Genomic DNA, 16,663 nt, shown 5'->3' on the forward strand with positions numbered 1-16,663 from the left:
GGCGGGTGCGGGGCGGTGTGTATACTGGCCGGCATTTTCACTCGCTTGGAACAGCCCTGATGGTTGAGAAACTGCTTCAATTTGCCTCAGAAAACCTTCTTTTGGTCACCGTCTTCGTTGTTCTGCTGGTGCTGCTGTTGCTCAACGAACTGCGCCGCGGCGGCAAGAGCCTGAGCACCGGCCAGCTGACCGCGCTGGTCAACGCCGACAAAGCCGTGGTCATCGACGTGCGCACCAACAAGGAATACGCCGGTGGCCATATCGTCGGTGCCGTGAACATCCCCCACGACAAACTGCTGGGCCGTACCGCGGAACTGGAAAAGCACAAGGGCAAGACTTTGATCCTGGTCGATGCCATGGGCCAGCAGGCCGGTACCCTGTGCCGCGAGCTGCTCAAGTCCGGCTTCGACGCCGCTCGCCTGAGCGGTGGTGTGTCCAGCTGGAAAGCCGACAACCTGCCATTGGTGAAGTGACCATGAAGAAAGTCATCGTCTACTCCAGCGACTACTGCCCCTACTGCATGCGCGCCAAGCACCTGCTGCAAAGCAAAGGTGTGGCTTTCGAGGAGATCCGCGTCGACGGCAAACCACAGTTGCGCGCCGAAATGAGCCAGAAGGCCGGCCGCACTTCGGTCCCGCAGATCTGGATCGGCGCCACGCACGTGGGCGGTTGCGATGAGCTGCATGCCCTGGAGCGCGCCGGCAAGCTCGATGCCTTGCTGCAGCCCTGACTTCACGCCTCGTTCAATTTCATTGGAAAAAAGGACCCGTCATGACCGAACAACAGAACACCGGCGCTGCCGCCGAAGACACCTCCCCGCAATTCTCCATGCAGCGCATCTACGTGCGCGACCTGTCGTTCGAGGCGCCGAAAAGCCCGGCGATCTTCCGTCAGCAGTGGGAGCCGAGCGTCGGCCTGGATTTGAACACCAAGCAGAAGGCCCTGGACGGCGACTTCCATGAAGTCGTGCTGACCCTGTCGGTCACCGTCAAGAACGGCGAAGAAGTGGCGTTCATCGCCGAAGTGCAGCAGGCGGGTATCTTCCTGATCAAGAACCTCGACGCCGCGTCCATGAGCCACACCCTCGGCGCGTTCTGCCCGAACATCCTGTTCCCATACGCCCGCGAAACCCTGGACAGCCTGGTCACCCGTGGCTCGTTCCCGGCCCTGATGCTCTCGCCAGTGAACTTCGACGCGCTGTACGCGCAAGAAATGCAGCGTATGCAGGAAGCTGGCGAAGCGCCTTCGCTGCAATAAGCGAACGCGGGTCCGCCCGGGTAGGAGCGCCGTCCCGGCTGCTCCTACCTCCCTCCCTCAGGCAAAACCCTGTTGCCGCCACGCCTCGTACACCGTCACCGCCACCGTATTGGACAGATTCAAGCTGCGACAGCCCGGACGCATGGGCAGGCGCAGGCGTTGTTCGGGCGGCAGGCTGTCGAGCACCTCGGCGGGCAAACCACGGCTTTCCGGGCCGAACACGAAGGCATCGCCTGGCTGGTACGCCACCTCGTGGAACGGGTGCGACGCCTTGGTGGTGAACGCGAACAGCCGCGGTTGTCCAAGGCTTTCCAGGCACGCTTGAAGGCTGGCATGGCGTTGCAAGGTCGCGTACTCGTGGTAGTCCAGCCCGGCGCGGCGCAGGCGCTTGTCGTCCAGCTCGAAACCCAAGGGCTCGATCAGGTGCAGGTGGCAGCCGCTGTTGGCGCACAGACGGATGATGTTGCCCGTGTTCGGCGGGATCTCAGGTTGAAAGAGGATGACGTGAAACATGCACGGCTCCAGGCAGGCACAGGAAAATGACGCGCATTCTACCCTCGAACCGGACCCGCGTCCGAAGGCGCGGCGGCGCATGCTGCTGGCACTGGCGTTGTTCGGCACCCTGGTAGGACTGATGATCGGCCGCCTCACCACGCCCACCCCAAGCACGCTGGAGCGGATCGAGGTGGTCGACGGCGGCCTGGACCTGTGGTTCGACCACGAACCCAAGCTGCATGGGGAAACCGTTCAGGGCACGGTGGCGCTGCTGTTCGATGCGCAAGGCAAGCCCGCGCGGGGCCAGTTGCGTCTGGCTGGAAAGCCGGTCGGCTGGCGTGTGCAGCGCAGTGACAAGGGCTTGTTGCTGACGGTGGTGGCCGCACGCCCTCTGCAGGGTGACTGGACTGGCGCAGAGGACGCGGGACGCTGGCGAGTGCAGGTGCGACTGCACGAATAAAAGAGGGGATATCTCGGCCTGCCTGTACCAAGGTCCCCAAAACTGGAGGTACCAAGGGTATTGCAGGTGTCGTGCCAAGTTGCGATGTGCCGTATAAACGGGATGTTTCTCGGGTTTGCTCCGTTTACAGCCACCTGCCAGGCATCCCTATGGTGCAGTCGGCACAGGATCGGTGCACGCAGCCGCTGTTCAAGCCTTTATGTGCAGATCACGGCGGAGATCGTCGAGGTAGGGGTAGGCCGCTCGGCCTTGCAGCAACTGTTCGCGGTCGATGTCGGCCAGCAATTGGCAGGGCGCCCGCCCGCCCATGGCCAGCAAGCTGCCGTCGGGGCCGACGACGCTACTCTGCCCGCAATAGGCGATGTCGTCTTCCTGACCGCAGTAGTTGGCGTAGACCAGATAGCACTGGTTTTCCTGGGCCCTGGCACGCACGGTGACCTGGCAGATGAAGTCGTAGGGCGCCATGTTGGCCGTGGGCACCAGGATCAACTCGGCCCCGGCCAGCGCCAGCTGCCGGGCATTCTCCGGAAACTCGATGTCGTAGCAGATCAGCAGGCCGAGTTTCCAGCCGTTCAACTCGATGATCGGGCAGGGCGCGTCGCCGGCGCTGAACTGGGCGCGGTCCAGCTCACCGAACAGGTGGGTCTTGCGGTAGTTGCCCAGGCGCTGGCCTGCGGCATCGATCAACTGCACGCTGTTGTACACGCGCCCATCGGCGCCGCGCTCGGCGTAGCCGTAGACCACGGCGAGGGCATGGGCCTGGCAGAGCTGGGCGATGGCCTGGGCCGAGGCGCCGTCGGCAGCCTCGGCCAAGTGCTCCACCGCCGTACGGCCGATGGCGTAGCCGCTCAGGAACATTTCCGGACATACCAGCAATTGCGCGCCGCAGGCTGCGGCGCGTTGCATCTGCTCGCCCAGACGTTGCAGGTTGCCGGCGATGTCCAAGGGCTGTGGGATGGTTTGGAAAACGGCGATACGCATTGCTGGCTCCTAAGTCAGTCGGGCAGGGCGATCGGGCCTATTTCGTGGAACACGTCGCCCGGCCCTGGGTTTTCGCTGTGGGTGCGCCCGCCGTAATGGGCAAGGATGCCCCACACCGCGTTCAACGACGTTTGCACCGCGCCTTCGACCCATGCCGGGGTCCACGACACGTCGTCCCCGGCGAGGAAGATGCCACGCTGCTCGCTGGGCAGGTCGGCCTGCATGAAGTGCGCGTACATACGCTGGTTGTAGCGGTAGTGCCCGGGCAGCGCGCCTTTGAAGGCGCCGAGGAAGTACGGATCGGCTTCCCAGGAAATGCTGATCGGGTCGCCGATGATGTGTCCGGCGATGTCGGTGCGCGGGTAGATCTTCTTCAGGGCTTCCAGCGCCAGTTGCACGCGCTTTTCGGTAGGGTGCGGCAGCATCTTCAGCGCATCGCTCATCCAGGCGTAGGACAGACAGATGACCCCGGGTTTGTCGTCGCCGTTGTCGAACAGGTAGGTGCCACGGGTCAGGCGGTCGGTGAGGGTCATGCTCATCAGGTCGCGGCCGGTGTCCGGGTCTTTGTCTTTCCAGAACGGCCGGTCGACCATGACGAAGGTTTTCGAGGCTTGCATGTAGCGCGTGCGGTCCAGGGCCATCCACAGCTTTTGCGAGAACAGCGCCTCTTCGCAATCGATCTGCGTGGTCAACAGCCAGCTCTGGCAGGTGACCAGCACAGCGGCATAGTGCCGGGCATTGCCCCAGCTGTCGGTCACCGCCAGCAGGCCATCGGCCGCACGGGCGATGCGCTTGACCCCACTGCGCGGCGCGCCGCCATGCAAGGCGCTGAGGCTGGTGCCGCTGGGCCAGTGCGCGCACCGTTCCGGCACGTGCCGCCACAGGCCCTGCGGCACCTGCTCGACGCCACCGACCACCAGGTGCTGGTGGTCGTCGCAGTTGGTCATCACCACGCGGAAGATTTCCAGCATCGAATTGGGGAAGTCCGAATCCCAGCCGCCGGTGCCGAAGCCGACCTGGCCGAACACCTCGCGGTGCAGGAAACTCAGTTTGGCGAAGGATTTCGAGGTGGCGACGAAATCGTAGAAGGTGCGGTCGTCCCACAGCGGCACGAGCTTGTCCCACAGCTGCTTGAGCCGCGGCACGTCGCGGTCGCGGATGGCCTGCTGGATGTCGCCGAAGCTGGCCCGCTCCTCCAGCGCATCGGCCCAGGCCTCGGCCACTTCGTTGAACAGGGCGGGCAGGTCGGCGGCGCTTTGCGCATAGTGGGTCTGGCCCTCAAGGTCGATCACCGTGCTGCCGGAGGCGGGCGTCAGCGGGTTGGGGAACGGGCGCGTCTCCAGCCCCAGCTTGTCGACGTAGTGGTAGAAGGCCGTGGACGATACCGGGAAGCGCATCCCGCCCAGTTCGGCGACGATGCCGTCGGTACCGTTGAAGGCTTGCGAACGCAGGCGTCCGCCCAGTTTGGAAGCCTCGTAGACCACGGGTTTGAGGCCCAGCTTCATCAATTCGTAGGCTGCGACCAGGCCGGCGATCCCCGCACCGACGATCGCCACTTCCTCGCCGTGCCGATCGGCCGGAATGCTGCCCAACCCTGCCGGGTGCTCCAACCAATCGTCGAACGCGAAGGGGAAGTCCGGACCGAAGATGGTGATGGGGGCCTTGCCGTCAGCGGGGTGGCGGTTGTGCTTGTTCATGACCTGACCTTACCAGTGGGGCTGCGCATGACGGAGCCTGAGTATAGGAAGTGCATCCAGCCTGGCCAGGTATCGTGGTTCGCTTCGGTGTGTAGGAAGCGTTGCCTGTGGACCCGATGCCGGGAAGATGCCTGAGGGTCAGTGTAGAGAGGGCAACGCTCGTAGATAAGACGCAATCCGTCAGCGTTTCGCCCATTCTCCGAACAGAACGACGAAGCCTACGGAGCTTTCGACGAAATCAGCGTCATTCGCTGCGATCGAGCTTGTGACTGAGGATGATCGAGGTCGTGGTCTTTTCGACCCCTTCCACCCCACCGATCTGGTCCAGCGACTGGTCGAGCTGCTCGGGCGAGTCAGTGCGCAGCCAGGCCACGTAGTCGAACTCTCCGCTCACCGCGCACAGCTGCTGCACCTGGCCCATGGCGCTCAAGCGCTTGACCACGTCCTTGCCTGAACGCGGCCGCACCTTGATACCGACATAGGCCTGCAAACCGCCCTCCAGCAAGCCTTGCCCGAGGCGCACGCCGTAACCGGTGATGACCTGGGCCTTTTCCAGGCGGGCCAGGCGCGAGTTCACCGTGGTGCGGGCAATGCCCAGCGCCCGTGCCAGGGTGGCGACGCTGGCGCGGGCGTTGACTTGCAGCAGTGAGATCAAATGACGATCCGTGTCGTCCAGGGTCACGGGGCGTGTAGGCGACATGACGAGTCTCTGTAGGCGGGGGAGAGCAGACTAGCCACCGGCCAGGGCGGTCGGCAAGTCCGAAACTTCGCGACTGCAATTACCTGCCCCGTGTCGCGCCGCGCCTTCGAAATCGCCGCAGCGCCCTCATTGGCTCGAACGGCTGTTCCTCTGCTCAGGGGTCGAGGCGGCAGGCTGATGCAAGTGCCCACCGGTCGGGTCCTCGATCTGGAACGGCTTGCCGTGCCGTCCGCCGTCGGCGTCCGGATCGGGGCGGGGGATGGCGATGTCCGCACGCTGCCGCTTGGTTTTGGCGGTGTCGATGCCCAGCCGCGTGTTGCGCTGCTCGACCATCGCCGCGTCCGCCTGGCCGTCGGCGGTGAAGCCCATCATCAGTTGCGGCACGCCTACCGGCAGGTTCTTGTCCTGATCGGTATGCCAGGTGTGCCAGGTCTTGCCGTAGGTATGCGCCAGGCGCTCCATCAGCGCATGCTCCGCAGGCGCCGGGATGCCCGGCGCGACCAGTTGGCCCGAGGACACTTCATAGCCGTGGCTGTGCCACAAGGCTTTCTCTTTGGGCGGCAGACCGGCGAACAGCTTCTCGTCGATGATGTACTCCACGCCCATGATCTTCGCGTCCTCACGATTGCCGTCGAAGATCACGCACTGGATCACGTCCTCGTTGAGGATCGAGCAGTAGTGGTGCGCTTCCATCTGCACGTGCGGATGGCCGCTGTAGAAGTGGAAGCCGTCGAGGTAGGCGTTGATCTTGGAAATCGGCGTTTTGGCCTGCAAGGTGGCGGCGCCGGCTTCGAGCAGTTGGGTCTTGGCGGACTCGGGACGGCCCGGCGCGTCGACCGCCGATTGGGTTTTCGGCGCGGCGCAGCCTCCGATCAGGGCGCAGGCGAGGGGGAAGGCGGCGAGCAGGTGAGGCGGGCGCATGGCAGTGGTCTCTTGGCGTGTGTGCAGCAGAGGACCGCGCCGCCAGGCGGCTCGTTCAGCGCGTGTGGCCGCAGCGGGGCAGCGATGCACCCATGCCCCTTCCAGCGTTCAGACAACCCGACTCGGTTGGCTCAGTGTTCCCGCTCGAGGTTGAGCAAGACCGCCTCGAACGCTGAAAGCCACGGTGCAGAGACCTGCCGATCGCGCAGCATGTCCACGCCTTGGCGGGTGAAAGTGCCAGGCGTGGCGATCGTGTTTCCTAGCTTTTCCAGGTCCGTATCCGGGCTATGCCGAGCGCTGGCAAGGCAGTCCTGCAAGTTGCTCAATACTAGTTGCTTGGCCTGTGCTTGTGGCAAACCCTGGTCGATGAACCATTGCTGCAGATCTTGCAGCCAGAAATAGAACCAGCCGTTCATACAGGCGGCCACGGTAGCCACTTCGAAGGCGCTTTCCGCTTGCAGCGCGATGAACGTGCCCAAGGGTGTCAGCAGTTGTCGGACAGCCTCGTCGTCGGGATAGGTCACGACGGTCGTGGCGTTGATCTCGGCCGCATAGGAAAGCATGGCCCTGACCACCTTCGCTTCAGGGAAATGCCGAGCCAACACATTGCAACCCATGCCCGCGACCAGTGAGATCAGCGTCTTGTCGGCGCCTATCGTCACCTCGCCTGCCAACTGCGCGACGACGTCCGGACGCACGCCCAGCAGCAGCACGCTCGAGCGCTCGACCACCCTTTGGTTGTCCGGCATCACCTGGCAGTCGAACTGCTCCTGTAACGCCAGCGCGCGTCGTTCGTTGCGTGGCGAGAGGTGGATGGCGCCGATATAGCCGCCACGACGTAGGCCGCGCACGACTTTCTCGGTCAGTTCGCCGACGCCCAGGATGCCTATGCTGTGCATGCTCGCTCCAGATTTGGATGGAAGGTAGGCAGTGTGGCATGTCAGCGGCCGCGCCACTTGCGATCTGGGTTCGTGCCGGACCTATCAGCTTCAAATGCCAAATGAAAATCACGCGGATGCGTGCTGCAGGTGTGTGGACACCAAGCGTCCACAATTCACCCCTGAATTTGGAATCCGCGTTTCCAGCTCAGGCGCTGTCTACATATTGTCAGTGCCTTGGATGCATAGCGCTGCGACGTTGGCACTCGCGGTGTCAGGCCTATAAATGCACGGTCAACGTTTTTTCGCCAATAGCTCGGAGCGGCCGATGGTTTCCCGACTGCGCTCAGGCTTTAGCGGCCCCGAGAAGCCTGCTGACTCGATGGCAGCATCCAAACCGCGAAAATGAGGTGCGGCTTTGGGACTGCGCAGTGTTTCCATGCCTTCGTTCCAAGCATGCACCATGTGTTTGGCTACATGACGCCAGGCAGGTTCGTTTTTCGAAGCCTCGATCACTTCCCTGCCGACCTCTACAGCGGATTCGCACAGCTGCTCTACCATGGCCGCATATTTTCGTGGCGGTATCCCCAGCACAGCTTTGAAAAAGGTTTCCAATGATCGGCCCGGTGTCCAGGTTTGCCTTCCACCGATGGACAGACCGGGGGGGTTATTGGCGAAACGTGGATACGCCTGGGTCGTCACCACGTCATAGACCGGGGTGAATGCCACATCGGCATGCGAGGTATAAAGCAGTGCAATGTTCTTCGCGTGGCAGTCGGCATTGCGGACCACATAGTTGATCAGCAGTTGCCATCCCAAATGCTCACGTTGCGCCTGCAGCCGTTCGGCAGGGATATAGGCCCGCGCGGCGTTTCAGACCCGCTCGACCGTAGGGACGTACTTTTCATGGGGCAGCAAGCCCAGCAATCCACAGGCGTCTTCCAGGCCGCAGCGAGGGAGGCCTTGTTCACCCACATCGAATCGATCCACCACCAAGATCTTGCCATCATCGGACATTCGGCAAGCGGCCACTCGAACCACATCAAGCCGTGCGAGCACGCGCATGGTGTAGAATTCATTGAAACCGAGAAAGGGCGTGGAGTCATCGGAGCCTTTGATAATGTGCAGGCCTGTGCGTAACGTCGGTTTGCCCAATGGCGCTAACGGTTGAGCCGTGTCGCTGGCAATGAACTTCGGGACCACACCTGACACGGCCACGCGCGCATATTGCCGTACCAGTGTCGCAAAGCGTTCATTGGTGTTTTCTGCCTTAAGCAGGTGTTCGATCTCCAAAGGAGCCATCTCGACACCCGGTGAAAAACCTTCAGGGCTGACCGAAACTCGGCCTATGCCGCTACCCCCCACTATGGCCAATAGCGACAGGTCTGTGCCATCGAGCAACGGCCCAAACTCCTCGCGGATGACACCTAATAAATACCCTTCAGGCAGATTTTGTCGAAAGAAGGGAAATAGGTCGCGGGGCCAGCGCCATGGTGCCTCGCGCACGGATATCGTCAGGCTGACGAAGTCAGCCGGTGCCGCACCGGGAACATACTTTAAAACGTCTCGTCACGCTCCCGATACAATTTGGCCACTAACTTCGAACTGACATAGACATCCAGAATCATGTTCACAGGCTCCCTGACCGCTGTTCGTTAAGGATGTCTTCGACCGTGCGCTCGTGGCCCACCTTGACCAGCTTCAGGTCATAACCCGCTGCTTCCAGCAACCGAAGCAGAACCGATACGCTCATGTCGCCCTTGGCCAACGTTTCCATGCGCGCCACCGTTGTGCGTGAGACGCCAGCACGGTTGGCCAGGGATTCTTGGCTCAGCCTTGCATCGCCACGTGCTTGTTTCAGCATTTCGGAAACGTCATAGAGAGAGCTCATGTGACACCTTCGGAAAGGGGGAAAATCAAGGTAGAGCGTGGGAATGTAGCTGTTGAGTCCAATCCGCTCAACATGGAAAAACAGAGAATTGTATCTCCCGGGCTACAAAAAAACTCTTTTTTTCGTATTTTTGTAGCCTTAAGGATACATTTTTGAAGCTTGATTTTCCTGACAAGCTCGAGCTCTCCTGAGCAAAGCCCCAAACGCTCGCACGGTAAAACCTGACCGTCGATACCTGCCTCCTTGTGCTTGCATCCCGTTAAGCAAATTGAAGCTCAAGACCTGTTTTGAAGCAGAAGCCGTTCTTCCGAATGGATCAAGCAATACTTGCTCCTAGCATTCCCTTCGGCACCATGTCGCGATTGCAAATCCCCCACTACTTGCTCACAATGCGACCAATTATCATTTACGCAGCGCTCGGACGCGCCCTATGCCTTCCCATCACCCGAGCTTGACCACCCTTTACGTCGACCACCACCGCTGGCTGCAGGCTTGGCTGAAAAGCAAACTGGACAACGCCGCCGACGCGGCCGACCTTGTCCAGGACACCTTCATCCGGCTGCTCAACCGTCGCGAGCGGCTGGAGCTGAAAACCCCTCGCGCCTTCCTGCGCACCGTCGCCAAGGGCCTGGTGATCGACCATTGGCGGCGTGGGGAAATCGAGCGTGCCTACCTCGAAGCCCTGGCCCTGCGGCCGGAACTGGAGTCGCCTTCGCCCGAATCCCGCGAGCTCATCCTCGAACTGCTCGAACGCATCGCGCGCATGCTCGACGGCTTGAAACCCAAGGTGCGGCAGGCGTTCCTCCTGGCGCAGTGCGAAGGCTTGTCCCATCAGCAGATCGCCGCGCGGATGGGCATTTCGCTGCGCTCGGTGGAGCGCTACATCGCCGATGCGTTGTACCACTGCTACCTACTGCGATACGCCGCGTGAACGCTGCCCCAGGGGCCGAGCCGCCTTGCGAGGCGGTGGTCAGGCAGGCCATTCAGTGGTCCTTGCGCTTGCAGGCCCATCCGCGCGACGCGCGGCTCTACCAGCAATGCCAGCATTGGCGGGCGCAGACGGACGAGCATGAGCGGGCCTGGCAGCGGGTGCAGGCGCTCAACGGCGAGCTGAGTGCGCAATTCGGGGCGCTGCCCGCGCCTGGTGTGGCGGTCGAAGCGCTGGAGCAGAGCCGGCAGCGGCTGGACCGGCGCCAGGCGCTCAAGTTGCTGTCGGGCGTAGCGGTGCTCGGGTCCGCCGCTTGGTTGACCCGCGAGCTGGCGCCCGTGCAGGCATGGCGCGCCGACTACGCCACGGGCGTCGGCCAGCGCGGCAGCTTCCGCCTGGCCGATGGCACGCGGCTGCAACTCAACACCGACAGCGCAGTGGACCAGCACTTCACCGCTCACCACCGCTCGATCAGCCTCACGCGCGGGGAGATCCTGCTGGAAACCGAGCCCCGGCCATCGGCCGACAACCGGCTGCCGTTGCAGGTCCGTAGCGAGCACGGCGTGTTCGAAACCTTGGGCGGGCGGTTCGTGCTGCGCCAAGGCAAGGGCCAGACCCGGCTGAGCGTGACCGCCGGCCAGGTGCTGATCCGTCCGTTCAACGCCAGCCCGATCGAAGCCCACCCCGGCCAGGATTACCGCGTCAGCGCCACGCAAGCGTTGCGCGTGGCGCAGCCGGACATGGACGCCGCCGCCTGGGTCGACGGCCTGATCGTCACCCGCGGCATGCGCCTGCACGACTTCCTGGCCGAGGTGGCGCGTTACCGCCAGGGGCATGTGGCCTGTACCGACGACATCGCTGACCTGCGCCTGTCCGGGGTGTTTCGCCTGGAGGACACGGACAAGTTGCTGGCCGTTCTGACGCAGACGCTGCCCGTACGCGTGGAGTACCGCACGCGCTGGTGGGTCACCCTGCGGCGTCAGGCCTGATCTTTTTTGGCGGGTTTTGCGCAGTCGTCCGGCTATGAGGGAATCACCCCCTCGACTCCACCCTTTACGGAACTCCCGATGACCCGGCAACTGACCTCTTTCCAAGCGTGCTCGTCCGTCGATCGCGCCGGCGCACGCCGCAACCGCCTGAGCAGTGCGGTTCGGCTCGCGACCCTGACCATGGCGCTGGGCGTCGGCGTCCTGTCGGCGCACAGCCAGGCCCAGGAAACCACGGCCGTCGCCGCCAGCACGCGGACGTACGCCATCGCACCCGCACCGCTGGGCGAGGCGTTGAACCAGTTCGCACGCCAGGCGGGCATCACCCTGTCGGTCACACCGCAACAGACCACCGGCGCACAGTCCCCCGGTTTGCAGGGTCAGTATTCGGTCGAGCAGGCCCTGGCGCTGTTGCTGAGCGGTAGCGGCTTGCAGGCTGTCGCCGCCGACAACGGCAGCTACGTGCTGCGCACCGCGCAGGAGGGCGACGTCCTGTCCCTGTCGGCGACGGACGTGCGCGGCTTCACCCTGGGCAACGCCCTGGGCAGCGTCGACGGCTACAACGCGACCCACAGCCAGGTGGCGACCAAGACCAGTACCGCGCTGGTGGAAACCTCGCAATCGGTGTCGGTCGTGACCCGCCAGCAGATGGACGACCAGGGCGCGCAGACCGTCGCCCAGACCATGCGTTACACCCCCGGTGTGCTGACCAACCCCTATGGCGCCACCCACCGCTACGACTACGTGGCCATGCGCGGCTTCAACGACGGCGCGGTGGACAACATCTACCTCGATGGCCTGAAGTCGATGGGCGACAGCGGCACCTTCAGCACCATGCAGGTCGATCCGTACTTCCTCGAGCGCGTCGACATCCTCAAAGGCCCGTCGTCGGTGCTCTACGGCCGCAGCTCCCCCGGTGGCCTGGTGGCGCTGACCAGCAAGAAGCCGCTGTACACGCCGTACCACCAGATCCAGGCCACCGTAGGCACCCAGGGCCAACGCGGCGTGGGTTTCGACTTCAGCGGGCCGATCGATGACGACAAGCGCATCGCCTACCGTCTGATCGGCCTGGCGGACAAATCCGACACGCAATTCGATCACGTCGAGGAAAAGCGCTTCGCCATTTCGCCCACTGTCAGCATCGACTTTTCCGAAGACACCTCGCTGACGTTGCAGGCCTACCTCCAGCACGACCCCGAGGGTGGCTACCACGGTGGCGTACCCGCAGACGGCAGCCTGCACCAGCGCAACGGCCGGCGCATTTCCGAGCACTTCTTCGATGGCGAGCCGAACGTCGATGGCTACAGCCGGGATCAGCAGTCCTTCAGCTACCAGTTCGAGCACCGCTTCAACGACGTCTTCACGGCTCGTCAGAACTTTCGCTATCAAGATTCGAAAGTCGAGCTCGACCAGATCTATGGCTATGGCTGGACCACATCGACCAGCGACGAGCTGAACCGCTACTACTCGGGCGGCAAAGAGCGTCTGCATGCCTTCATCGTCGACAACATGCTGCAAGCCGACTTCTTCACCGGCAGCGCCAAGCACACGCTGCTGCTGGGCGCCGACTACCAGCGGCGCAAGACGGTGGTGGACTGGAGCAGCGGCGCGGTGGCCCCGCTCGATGCCTTCGATCCGGTCTATGGCGACGACGCGATCGACTACTACAGCCCCACCAGCTACCTGCGCCGCCTGGAGCAGACCGGGGTCTATGCCCAGGACCTGATCGAGTGGGACCAGTGGCGCTTCTCCCTGGGCCTGCGCAACGACTGGGTCACCACCTCGGACGAAAACCGCATCGCCGAGTTCGGGCGTCCGGAAGGCACCAAAATCGAGGACAAACGCACCAAGACCACCGGCCGCGCCGGTGTGCTCTACCTGTTCGAAAACGGCATCGCGCCGTACCTGAGCTACTCGGAATCCTTCAACCCCAACTCCTATTCCGACAACACCGGCAGCCCGCTGGCGCCTACCGACGGCACGCAATGGGAAGCCGGGATCAAGTACCAGCCGCCGGGCACGGACGATCTGTTCACCGCGTCGGTGTTCCACATCGAGCAGGAAAACCTGGCCTCCAAGCTGCCGCAAGAGAACTTCTACCGCCCCGTCGGCGCCGTACGCTCCCAGGGCCTGGAACTCGAAGCGCACATGCAGTTGACCGACAACTTCAAGTTGCTGGGCAGCTACACCCTGACCGACATCGAATATTCGAAGTCGATGCCCAGCACCTTCAGCACGGCCGGCAACGTCATCGACAACAAGGGCAATTCGCCGACCCAGGCGCCGAAGCACATGGCCTCGCTGTGGGGCGACTATGCGTTCGACAGCGGCGCGCTGGACGGTCTGCGGATCGGCGGCGGCGTGCGGTATGTGGGCTATAGCTGGGCCGATGCCGAGAACACCATGAAGGTGCCGTCGTACACGCTGTTCGACGCATCGGTGGGCTATGACCTGGGCAAGGTGGGGCTCAAGGGCGTGGATGTGCGGGTCAATGCCAACAACCTGACGAACGAATCCTATGTCGCATCGTGCGCGAGCCTGAGCTATTGCTACCTGGGTGAAGAGCGCAATGTGAATGCCACGGTGAGTTATCAGTTCTGAGGAAGTTCGGTCTTCTGCAATCGGGTGCGTGCGCCTAGCGCATCGAGCTGTTCTTGCAAAGGCCGCAGCCGTTTGCCCACGCCGCTCGCTGCTTTCAGCGGCGGCGTGTCGGCGAGCGCCAGGGTTTCTTTCAGTGGTAAACCGAGGTGCTTGCTCACCAGCTGGACGACGCGCAGCTTCTGGGGGCCGAGGTCGGTGACGATCAGGTCGCCCGATTCGAAGTCGCTCGGGTCGTAGGGGGCAGAGCCGGACGAGGGCTCTTCTTCCATATCCGCAAGTTGCTTGCGCGCGTCGATGACCTCTTCCCAGAACGCATTCGCGGGGCCGGCTTCGGCTTCGATCAGGGCCTGGAGTGGGTGGATGTCTTGCGTTTCTGCCAATGCCTGCAACAGCCGGGCAAAAGTCTCCAGATTCGGCGCGATCTCCACCGCATCCCAACGTCCGGCGCCATGTGGCGCGTAATGGACCGGGTAGCCGCGGTCGGCTTGGTTTGCGGCGATGAAGATGGGGTCGTCGAGTCCGGTTTGCGCGATGGCATACCACTCGGGATGCCATGCGCCGTCCGCTTCGCTCACCAGGCTTTGGCCGGTGTGGCCGTGGGTGCGCATGCCTGTCTGAAAGGCTTCCAGAGTGTCGAAGTGTGCGTAGTGCGTGGGCAGGAGAGGGTCGCCTATGACGATGGGGTGAGCCAGGAAGGTTTGCAGCAGAGCGGTGAAGCGTGGCATGAGGTTCTCCGACAGGGTACGAGGCGAAGGCTATCGATCGACGTGCTATTGATGGCCTGTTGTCCCCTGTGATGTTTGTGCACAGACATCGTCGAGAAGCTCTTTCAGGGCTCTAGTCCTCTTCCGTGAACTTACGCCGTGTCGAGAAAAGCGTAATACCCAGTAGTACAGCCAGCACCGTCAGCAAATCTAGGTCAAAGCCCAGCACCTCTTGCTCACCTCCTTTGAAAATGCCGACCACGCCGATTGCCAGCAGCGCCAAGCCTAGCCATTTGCGCAATGGGTAGGGTTTGAGAAATTGAATGAGGAGCGCGCCTAGTACCAACAGGGCGAGTGTTTGCGTGATATAGGACATATGCAGTTCCTTAGACCTTGATGACCAGCGTCCTGCCAGAGCGCTGCGGGCCGATCCCGCCATTGACTTCTCCTTCGACGCTGACCAGTACGTCGCCTGCATGCAGGTTCGGCAGAACCCCTTTAAGGTACCAGGCGACACCTGCCGCCACGCCTGTACCTGAAGCCCAGCCAATGAGCGGCCCGCCCAACGCACCTACACTTCTGGCTGCACCTCCTGAGGCCGCAGCAATCCCCTTTGCAACGTTGCCGCGTGTAGTGTTGATAGCATCGGCCTGCTGTCGAGTCAGGGGGCTGGAGATACGGATTGTCAGTAAGCATGGCAGGTTTCGAGCCTGCATTCGGTCGTACATCTCGACGACCATTCTATTGACCTCATAATGGGCGCGTTTCGCTTCGCCAAAGTGCAACTCGCGCAGACGACCTCGGTCGCTTTCCATGAGGGTGATTTGAGTCAGCGTGAAGACGATCCCTTCCTCGGACCTGTACTGCGTGGTCTTTTCGAGCTTCATGCGCGTATCCATTCGTGCCTGAAGCTGGTGATTTTCCAAAAACGGTGATCAAGATACAAACGATCTCTGATGGAAATCCTCAAGGAATCTGCCGTTTTGAGCGTGGTAACGCAGAAGTACTACAAACCTGCTCCGCCAGCCATTGTCTTGTTGGCTTTTACACACGCCTTTTAAAATAGCCGGCCCTCACAAGGTAGGAAACACCATGTGGTTCATGAATAAAAAAACGCTCAGTGACGAGCAAGCGACTGCCCTCAATGACCAGGCCTGGACAGCGTTTCGCGCGCAGGATCTGGACACCGCGCAGGAGTGCTTCCAGACCCTTGCCAAGGCGTGTCCCGCCGACGCACGTTGGATGAATGGCGTTGGCGCGGTGAGCCTGGCACGTGACGATCGCGCCGATGCCCGTAGACACTTTCAGATGGCCGCCGATCGTGACTATCCCGGCAGCCACTACAACCTCGGCATCATGGCCTACCAGGACGGCAACCACGACGTCGCCCGCCGACACTTTCAAAGGGCTGCCGAGCACGATTATCCGGGCAGCCACTACAACCTCGGCAGCATGGCCTTCCAGGAGGGTGATCACGACACCGCCCGCCAATATTTCCAGAAAGCCACCGAGTACGATTGTCCCCGCAGCCACTTCTACCTTGGCAGCATGGCCTATCAGGATGGCGACCACGATGCCGCCGTCGAGCACCTCGACAACGCCATGCGCCACGATCATCCGGAGGCGCTGAACCTGCTCGGCGACGTCCATCTGGATGCCGAGCGCTATCCGCAGGCTGAGCAGGCCTACCGGCGTGCGGCCGAGCTGGGCAATGTCGACGGCTACAACAATCTTGGCCTTCTGTACTTGCAGCTCGAAGACTATCAGCAGGCCAAGCAGGCGTTGTTGCAGGCCCTGCAATCGGACCACGTCTTCGCCCAGCACAATCTGGCTGTGGCCTATCACCGCCTGGGCGAGCTCGAAGCGGCCGAGCGCTGGTACCTGATCTCCTTTTCTCTGCACGGCAACCTTCAGTCGCTGGAGAACCTTGGGCATGTCTATGGGGACAGTGGGCGTGAGGTCGAGGGCCAGGCGCTGGTCGCGGCCTCCGACAAGCTCTACGAGGATCAGCCTCTCAACGATTACGAGCAGGCGTTGATCGACCGGTTGCTGGCCTGAGCACGATGACGTTGTGCAGAATGCTCAACGCCTCTTGAGAGAGGCGCTGGATTTGTACCTTTGGGCCATAGCGTTGTATCTGGCGTGTTTGCCCCAAAAACGCAAA

General features: G+C 62.4%; 18 protein-coding genes and 1 pseudogene. 8 read left to right on the forward strand and 11 right to left on the reverse strand.

All coding sequences use genetic code 11. From position 1 onward, the window contains the following. The first annotated feature begins 59 nt into the window (after positions 1-59). Genes AA0Z93_RS08835 through secB form a run of 3 tightly spaced genes read left to right on the forward strand, consistent with a single transcriptional unit; the run spans position 60 to position 1,257 of the window. A complete protein-coding gene (locus AA0Z93_RS08835; RefSeq protein ID WP_296269098.1) occupies positions 60-473 on the forward strand; it encodes a rhodanese-like domain-containing protein in 414 nt (137 codons plus the stop codon). A gap of 2 nt (positions 474-475) precedes the next feature. Beyond that, positions 476-730 (forward strand): glutaredoxin 3, encoded by a 255-nt coding sequence (grxC, locus tag AA0Z93_RS08840; protein ID WP_413049121.1) that lies wholly within the window; start codon positions 476-478, stop codon positions 728-730. Positions 731-771: 41 nt separating this feature from the next. Next, on the forward strand, positions 772-1,257 hold the full coding sequence (gene secB / locus AA0Z93_RS08845) for a protein-export chaperone SecB (protein ID WP_296269096.1): 486 nt from the start codon (positions 772-774) through the stop codon (positions 1,255-1,257). Positions 1,258-1,314: 57 nt separating this feature from the next. On the opposite strand, the gene trmL is transcribed toward secB, so the two are convergent. Further along, a complete protein-coding gene (trmL, locus tag AA0Z93_RS08850) occupies positions 1,315-1,770 on the reverse strand; it encodes a tRNA (uridine(34)/cytosine(34)/5-carboxymethylaminomethyluridine(34)-2'-O)-methyltransferase TrmL (RefSeq protein ID WP_413049122.1) in 456 nt (151 codons plus the stop codon). Between trmL and AA0Z93_RS08855 the strand changes: the two genes are divergently transcribed. Then, positions 1,769-2,212: a hypothetical protein gene (locus AA0Z93_RS08855; protein WP_413049123.1), complete on the forward strand. Its 444-nt coding sequence runs from the start codon at positions 1,769-1,771 to the stop codon at positions 2,210-2,212. The two genes, trmL and AA0Z93_RS08855, sit on opposite strands and share 2 nt — an antisense overlap. Positions 2,213-2,401: 189 nt before the next feature. Here the strand turns inward: AA0Z93_RS08855 and AA0Z93_RS08860 are convergent, their stop codons facing one another. The 7 genes and pseudogenes from AA0Z93_RS08860 to AA0Z93_RS08890 all read right to left on the reverse strand — a co-directional run bounded on the left by AA0Z93_RS08860 (position 2,402) and on the right by AA0Z93_RS08890 (position 9,280). Then, positions 2,402-3,193, reverse strand: a complete 792-nt coding sequence (locus AA0Z93_RS08860) for a carbon-nitrogen hydrolase family protein (RefSeq protein ID WP_413049124.1) — start codon at positions 3,191-3,193, stop codon at positions 2,402-2,404. A gap of 14 nt (positions 3,194-3,207) precedes the next feature. Then, positions 3,208-4,890, reverse strand: coding sequence for a flavin monoamine oxidase family protein (locus tag AA0Z93_RS08865; RefSeq protein WP_413049125.1), 1,683 nt, complete (start codon positions 4,888-4,890; stop codon positions 3,208-3,210). A 244-nt stretch (positions 4,891-5,134) separates the two neighbouring features. Beyond that, a complete protein-coding gene (locus AA0Z93_RS08870) occupies positions 5,135-5,590 on the reverse strand; it encodes an Lrp/AsnC family transcriptional regulator (protein WP_413049126.1) in 456 nt (151 codons plus the stop codon). A 126-nt stretch (positions 5,591-5,716) separates the two neighbouring features. After that, complete coding sequence (locus AA0Z93_RS08875) at positions 5,717-6,511, reverse strand: OBAP family protein (protein WP_413049127.1); 795 nt, start codon at positions 6,509-6,511, stop codon at positions 5,717-5,719. A 131-nt stretch (positions 6,512-6,642) separates the two neighbouring features. Further along, positions 6,643-7,410 (reverse strand): NAD(P)-binding domain-containing protein, encoded by a 768-nt coding sequence (locus AA0Z93_RS08880; protein WP_413049128.1) that lies wholly within the window; start codon positions 7,408-7,410, stop codon positions 6,643-6,645. A gap of 273 nt (positions 7,411-7,683) precedes the next feature. Then, positions 7,684-8,895, reverse strand: a pseudogene (locus AA0Z93_RS08885) (type II toxin-antitoxin system HipA family toxin). A gap of 124 nt (positions 8,896-9,019) precedes the next feature. After that, positions 9,020-9,280, reverse strand: a complete 261-nt coding sequence (locus AA0Z93_RS08890) for a helix-turn-helix transcriptional regulator (protein WP_413049129.1) — start codon at positions 9,278-9,280, stop codon at positions 9,020-9,022. A 430-nt stretch (positions 9,281-9,710) separates the two neighbouring features. Between AA0Z93_RS08890 and AA0Z93_RS08895 the strand changes: the two genes are divergently transcribed. The 3 genes from AA0Z93_RS08895 (at position 9,711) to AA0Z93_RS08905 (ending at position 13,795) form a co-directional block, all read left to right on the forward strand. Further along, entirely contained in the window at positions 9,711-10,211 is a 501-nt protein-coding gene (locus AA0Z93_RS08895; RefSeq protein ID WP_413049130.1) for a sigma-70 family RNA polymerase sigma factor, read from the forward strand. Next, positions 10,208-11,197, forward strand: a complete 990-nt coding sequence (locus tag AA0Z93_RS08900) for a FecR family protein (RefSeq protein WP_413049131.1) — start codon at positions 10,208-10,210, stop codon at positions 11,195-11,197. The genes AA0Z93_RS08895 and AA0Z93_RS08900 overlap by 4 nt, the downstream gene beginning before the upstream one ends. Before the next feature lie 180 nt (positions 11,198-11,377). Then, a complete protein-coding gene (locus AA0Z93_RS08905) occupies positions 11,378-13,795 on the forward strand; it encodes a TonB-dependent siderophore receptor (protein ID WP_413049187.1) in 2,418 nt (805 codons plus the stop codon). Here the strand turns inward: AA0Z93_RS08905 and AA0Z93_RS08910 are convergent. The 3 genes from AA0Z93_RS08910 to AA0Z93_RS08920 all read right to left on the reverse strand — a co-directional run bounded on the left by AA0Z93_RS08910 (position 13,786) and on the right by AA0Z93_RS08920 (position 15,386). Further along, positions 13,786-14,520 (reverse strand): hypothetical protein, encoded by a 735-nt coding sequence (locus AA0Z93_RS08910; protein ID WP_413049132.1) that lies wholly within the window; start codon positions 14,518-14,520, stop codon positions 13,786-13,788. The genes AA0Z93_RS08905 and AA0Z93_RS08910 overlap by 10 nt on opposite strands. A 112-nt stretch (positions 14,521-14,632) precedes the next feature. Then, positions 14,633-14,875 (reverse strand): hypothetical protein, encoded by a 243-nt coding sequence (locus AA0Z93_RS08915; protein ID WP_413049133.1) that lies wholly within the window; start codon positions 14,873-14,875, stop codon positions 14,633-14,635. Positions 14,876-14,885: 10 nt separating this feature from the next. Next, a complete protein-coding gene (locus AA0Z93_RS08920; protein WP_413049134.1) occupies positions 14,886-15,386 on the reverse strand; it encodes a hypothetical protein in 501 nt (166 codons plus the stop codon). Between the two features lie 205 nt (positions 15,387-15,591). On the opposite strand from AA0Z93_RS08920, the gene AA0Z93_RS08925 reads away from it, so the two are divergent. Next, the gene (locus tag AA0Z93_RS08925) at positions 15,592-16,557 is read left to right on the forward strand and encodes a tetratricopeptide repeat protein (RefSeq protein ID WP_413049135.1); all 966 of its coding nucleotides are present in this window, start codon (positions 15,592-15,594) and stop codon (positions 16,555-16,557) included. Positions 16,558-16,663 lie beyond the last annotated feature (106 nt).

It is taken from the genome of Pseudomonas phoenicis (assembly GCF_047302395.1).
Taxonomy (GTDB): Bacteria; Pseudomonadota; Gammaproteobacteria; order Pseudomonadales; family Pseudomonadaceae; genus Aquipseudomonas.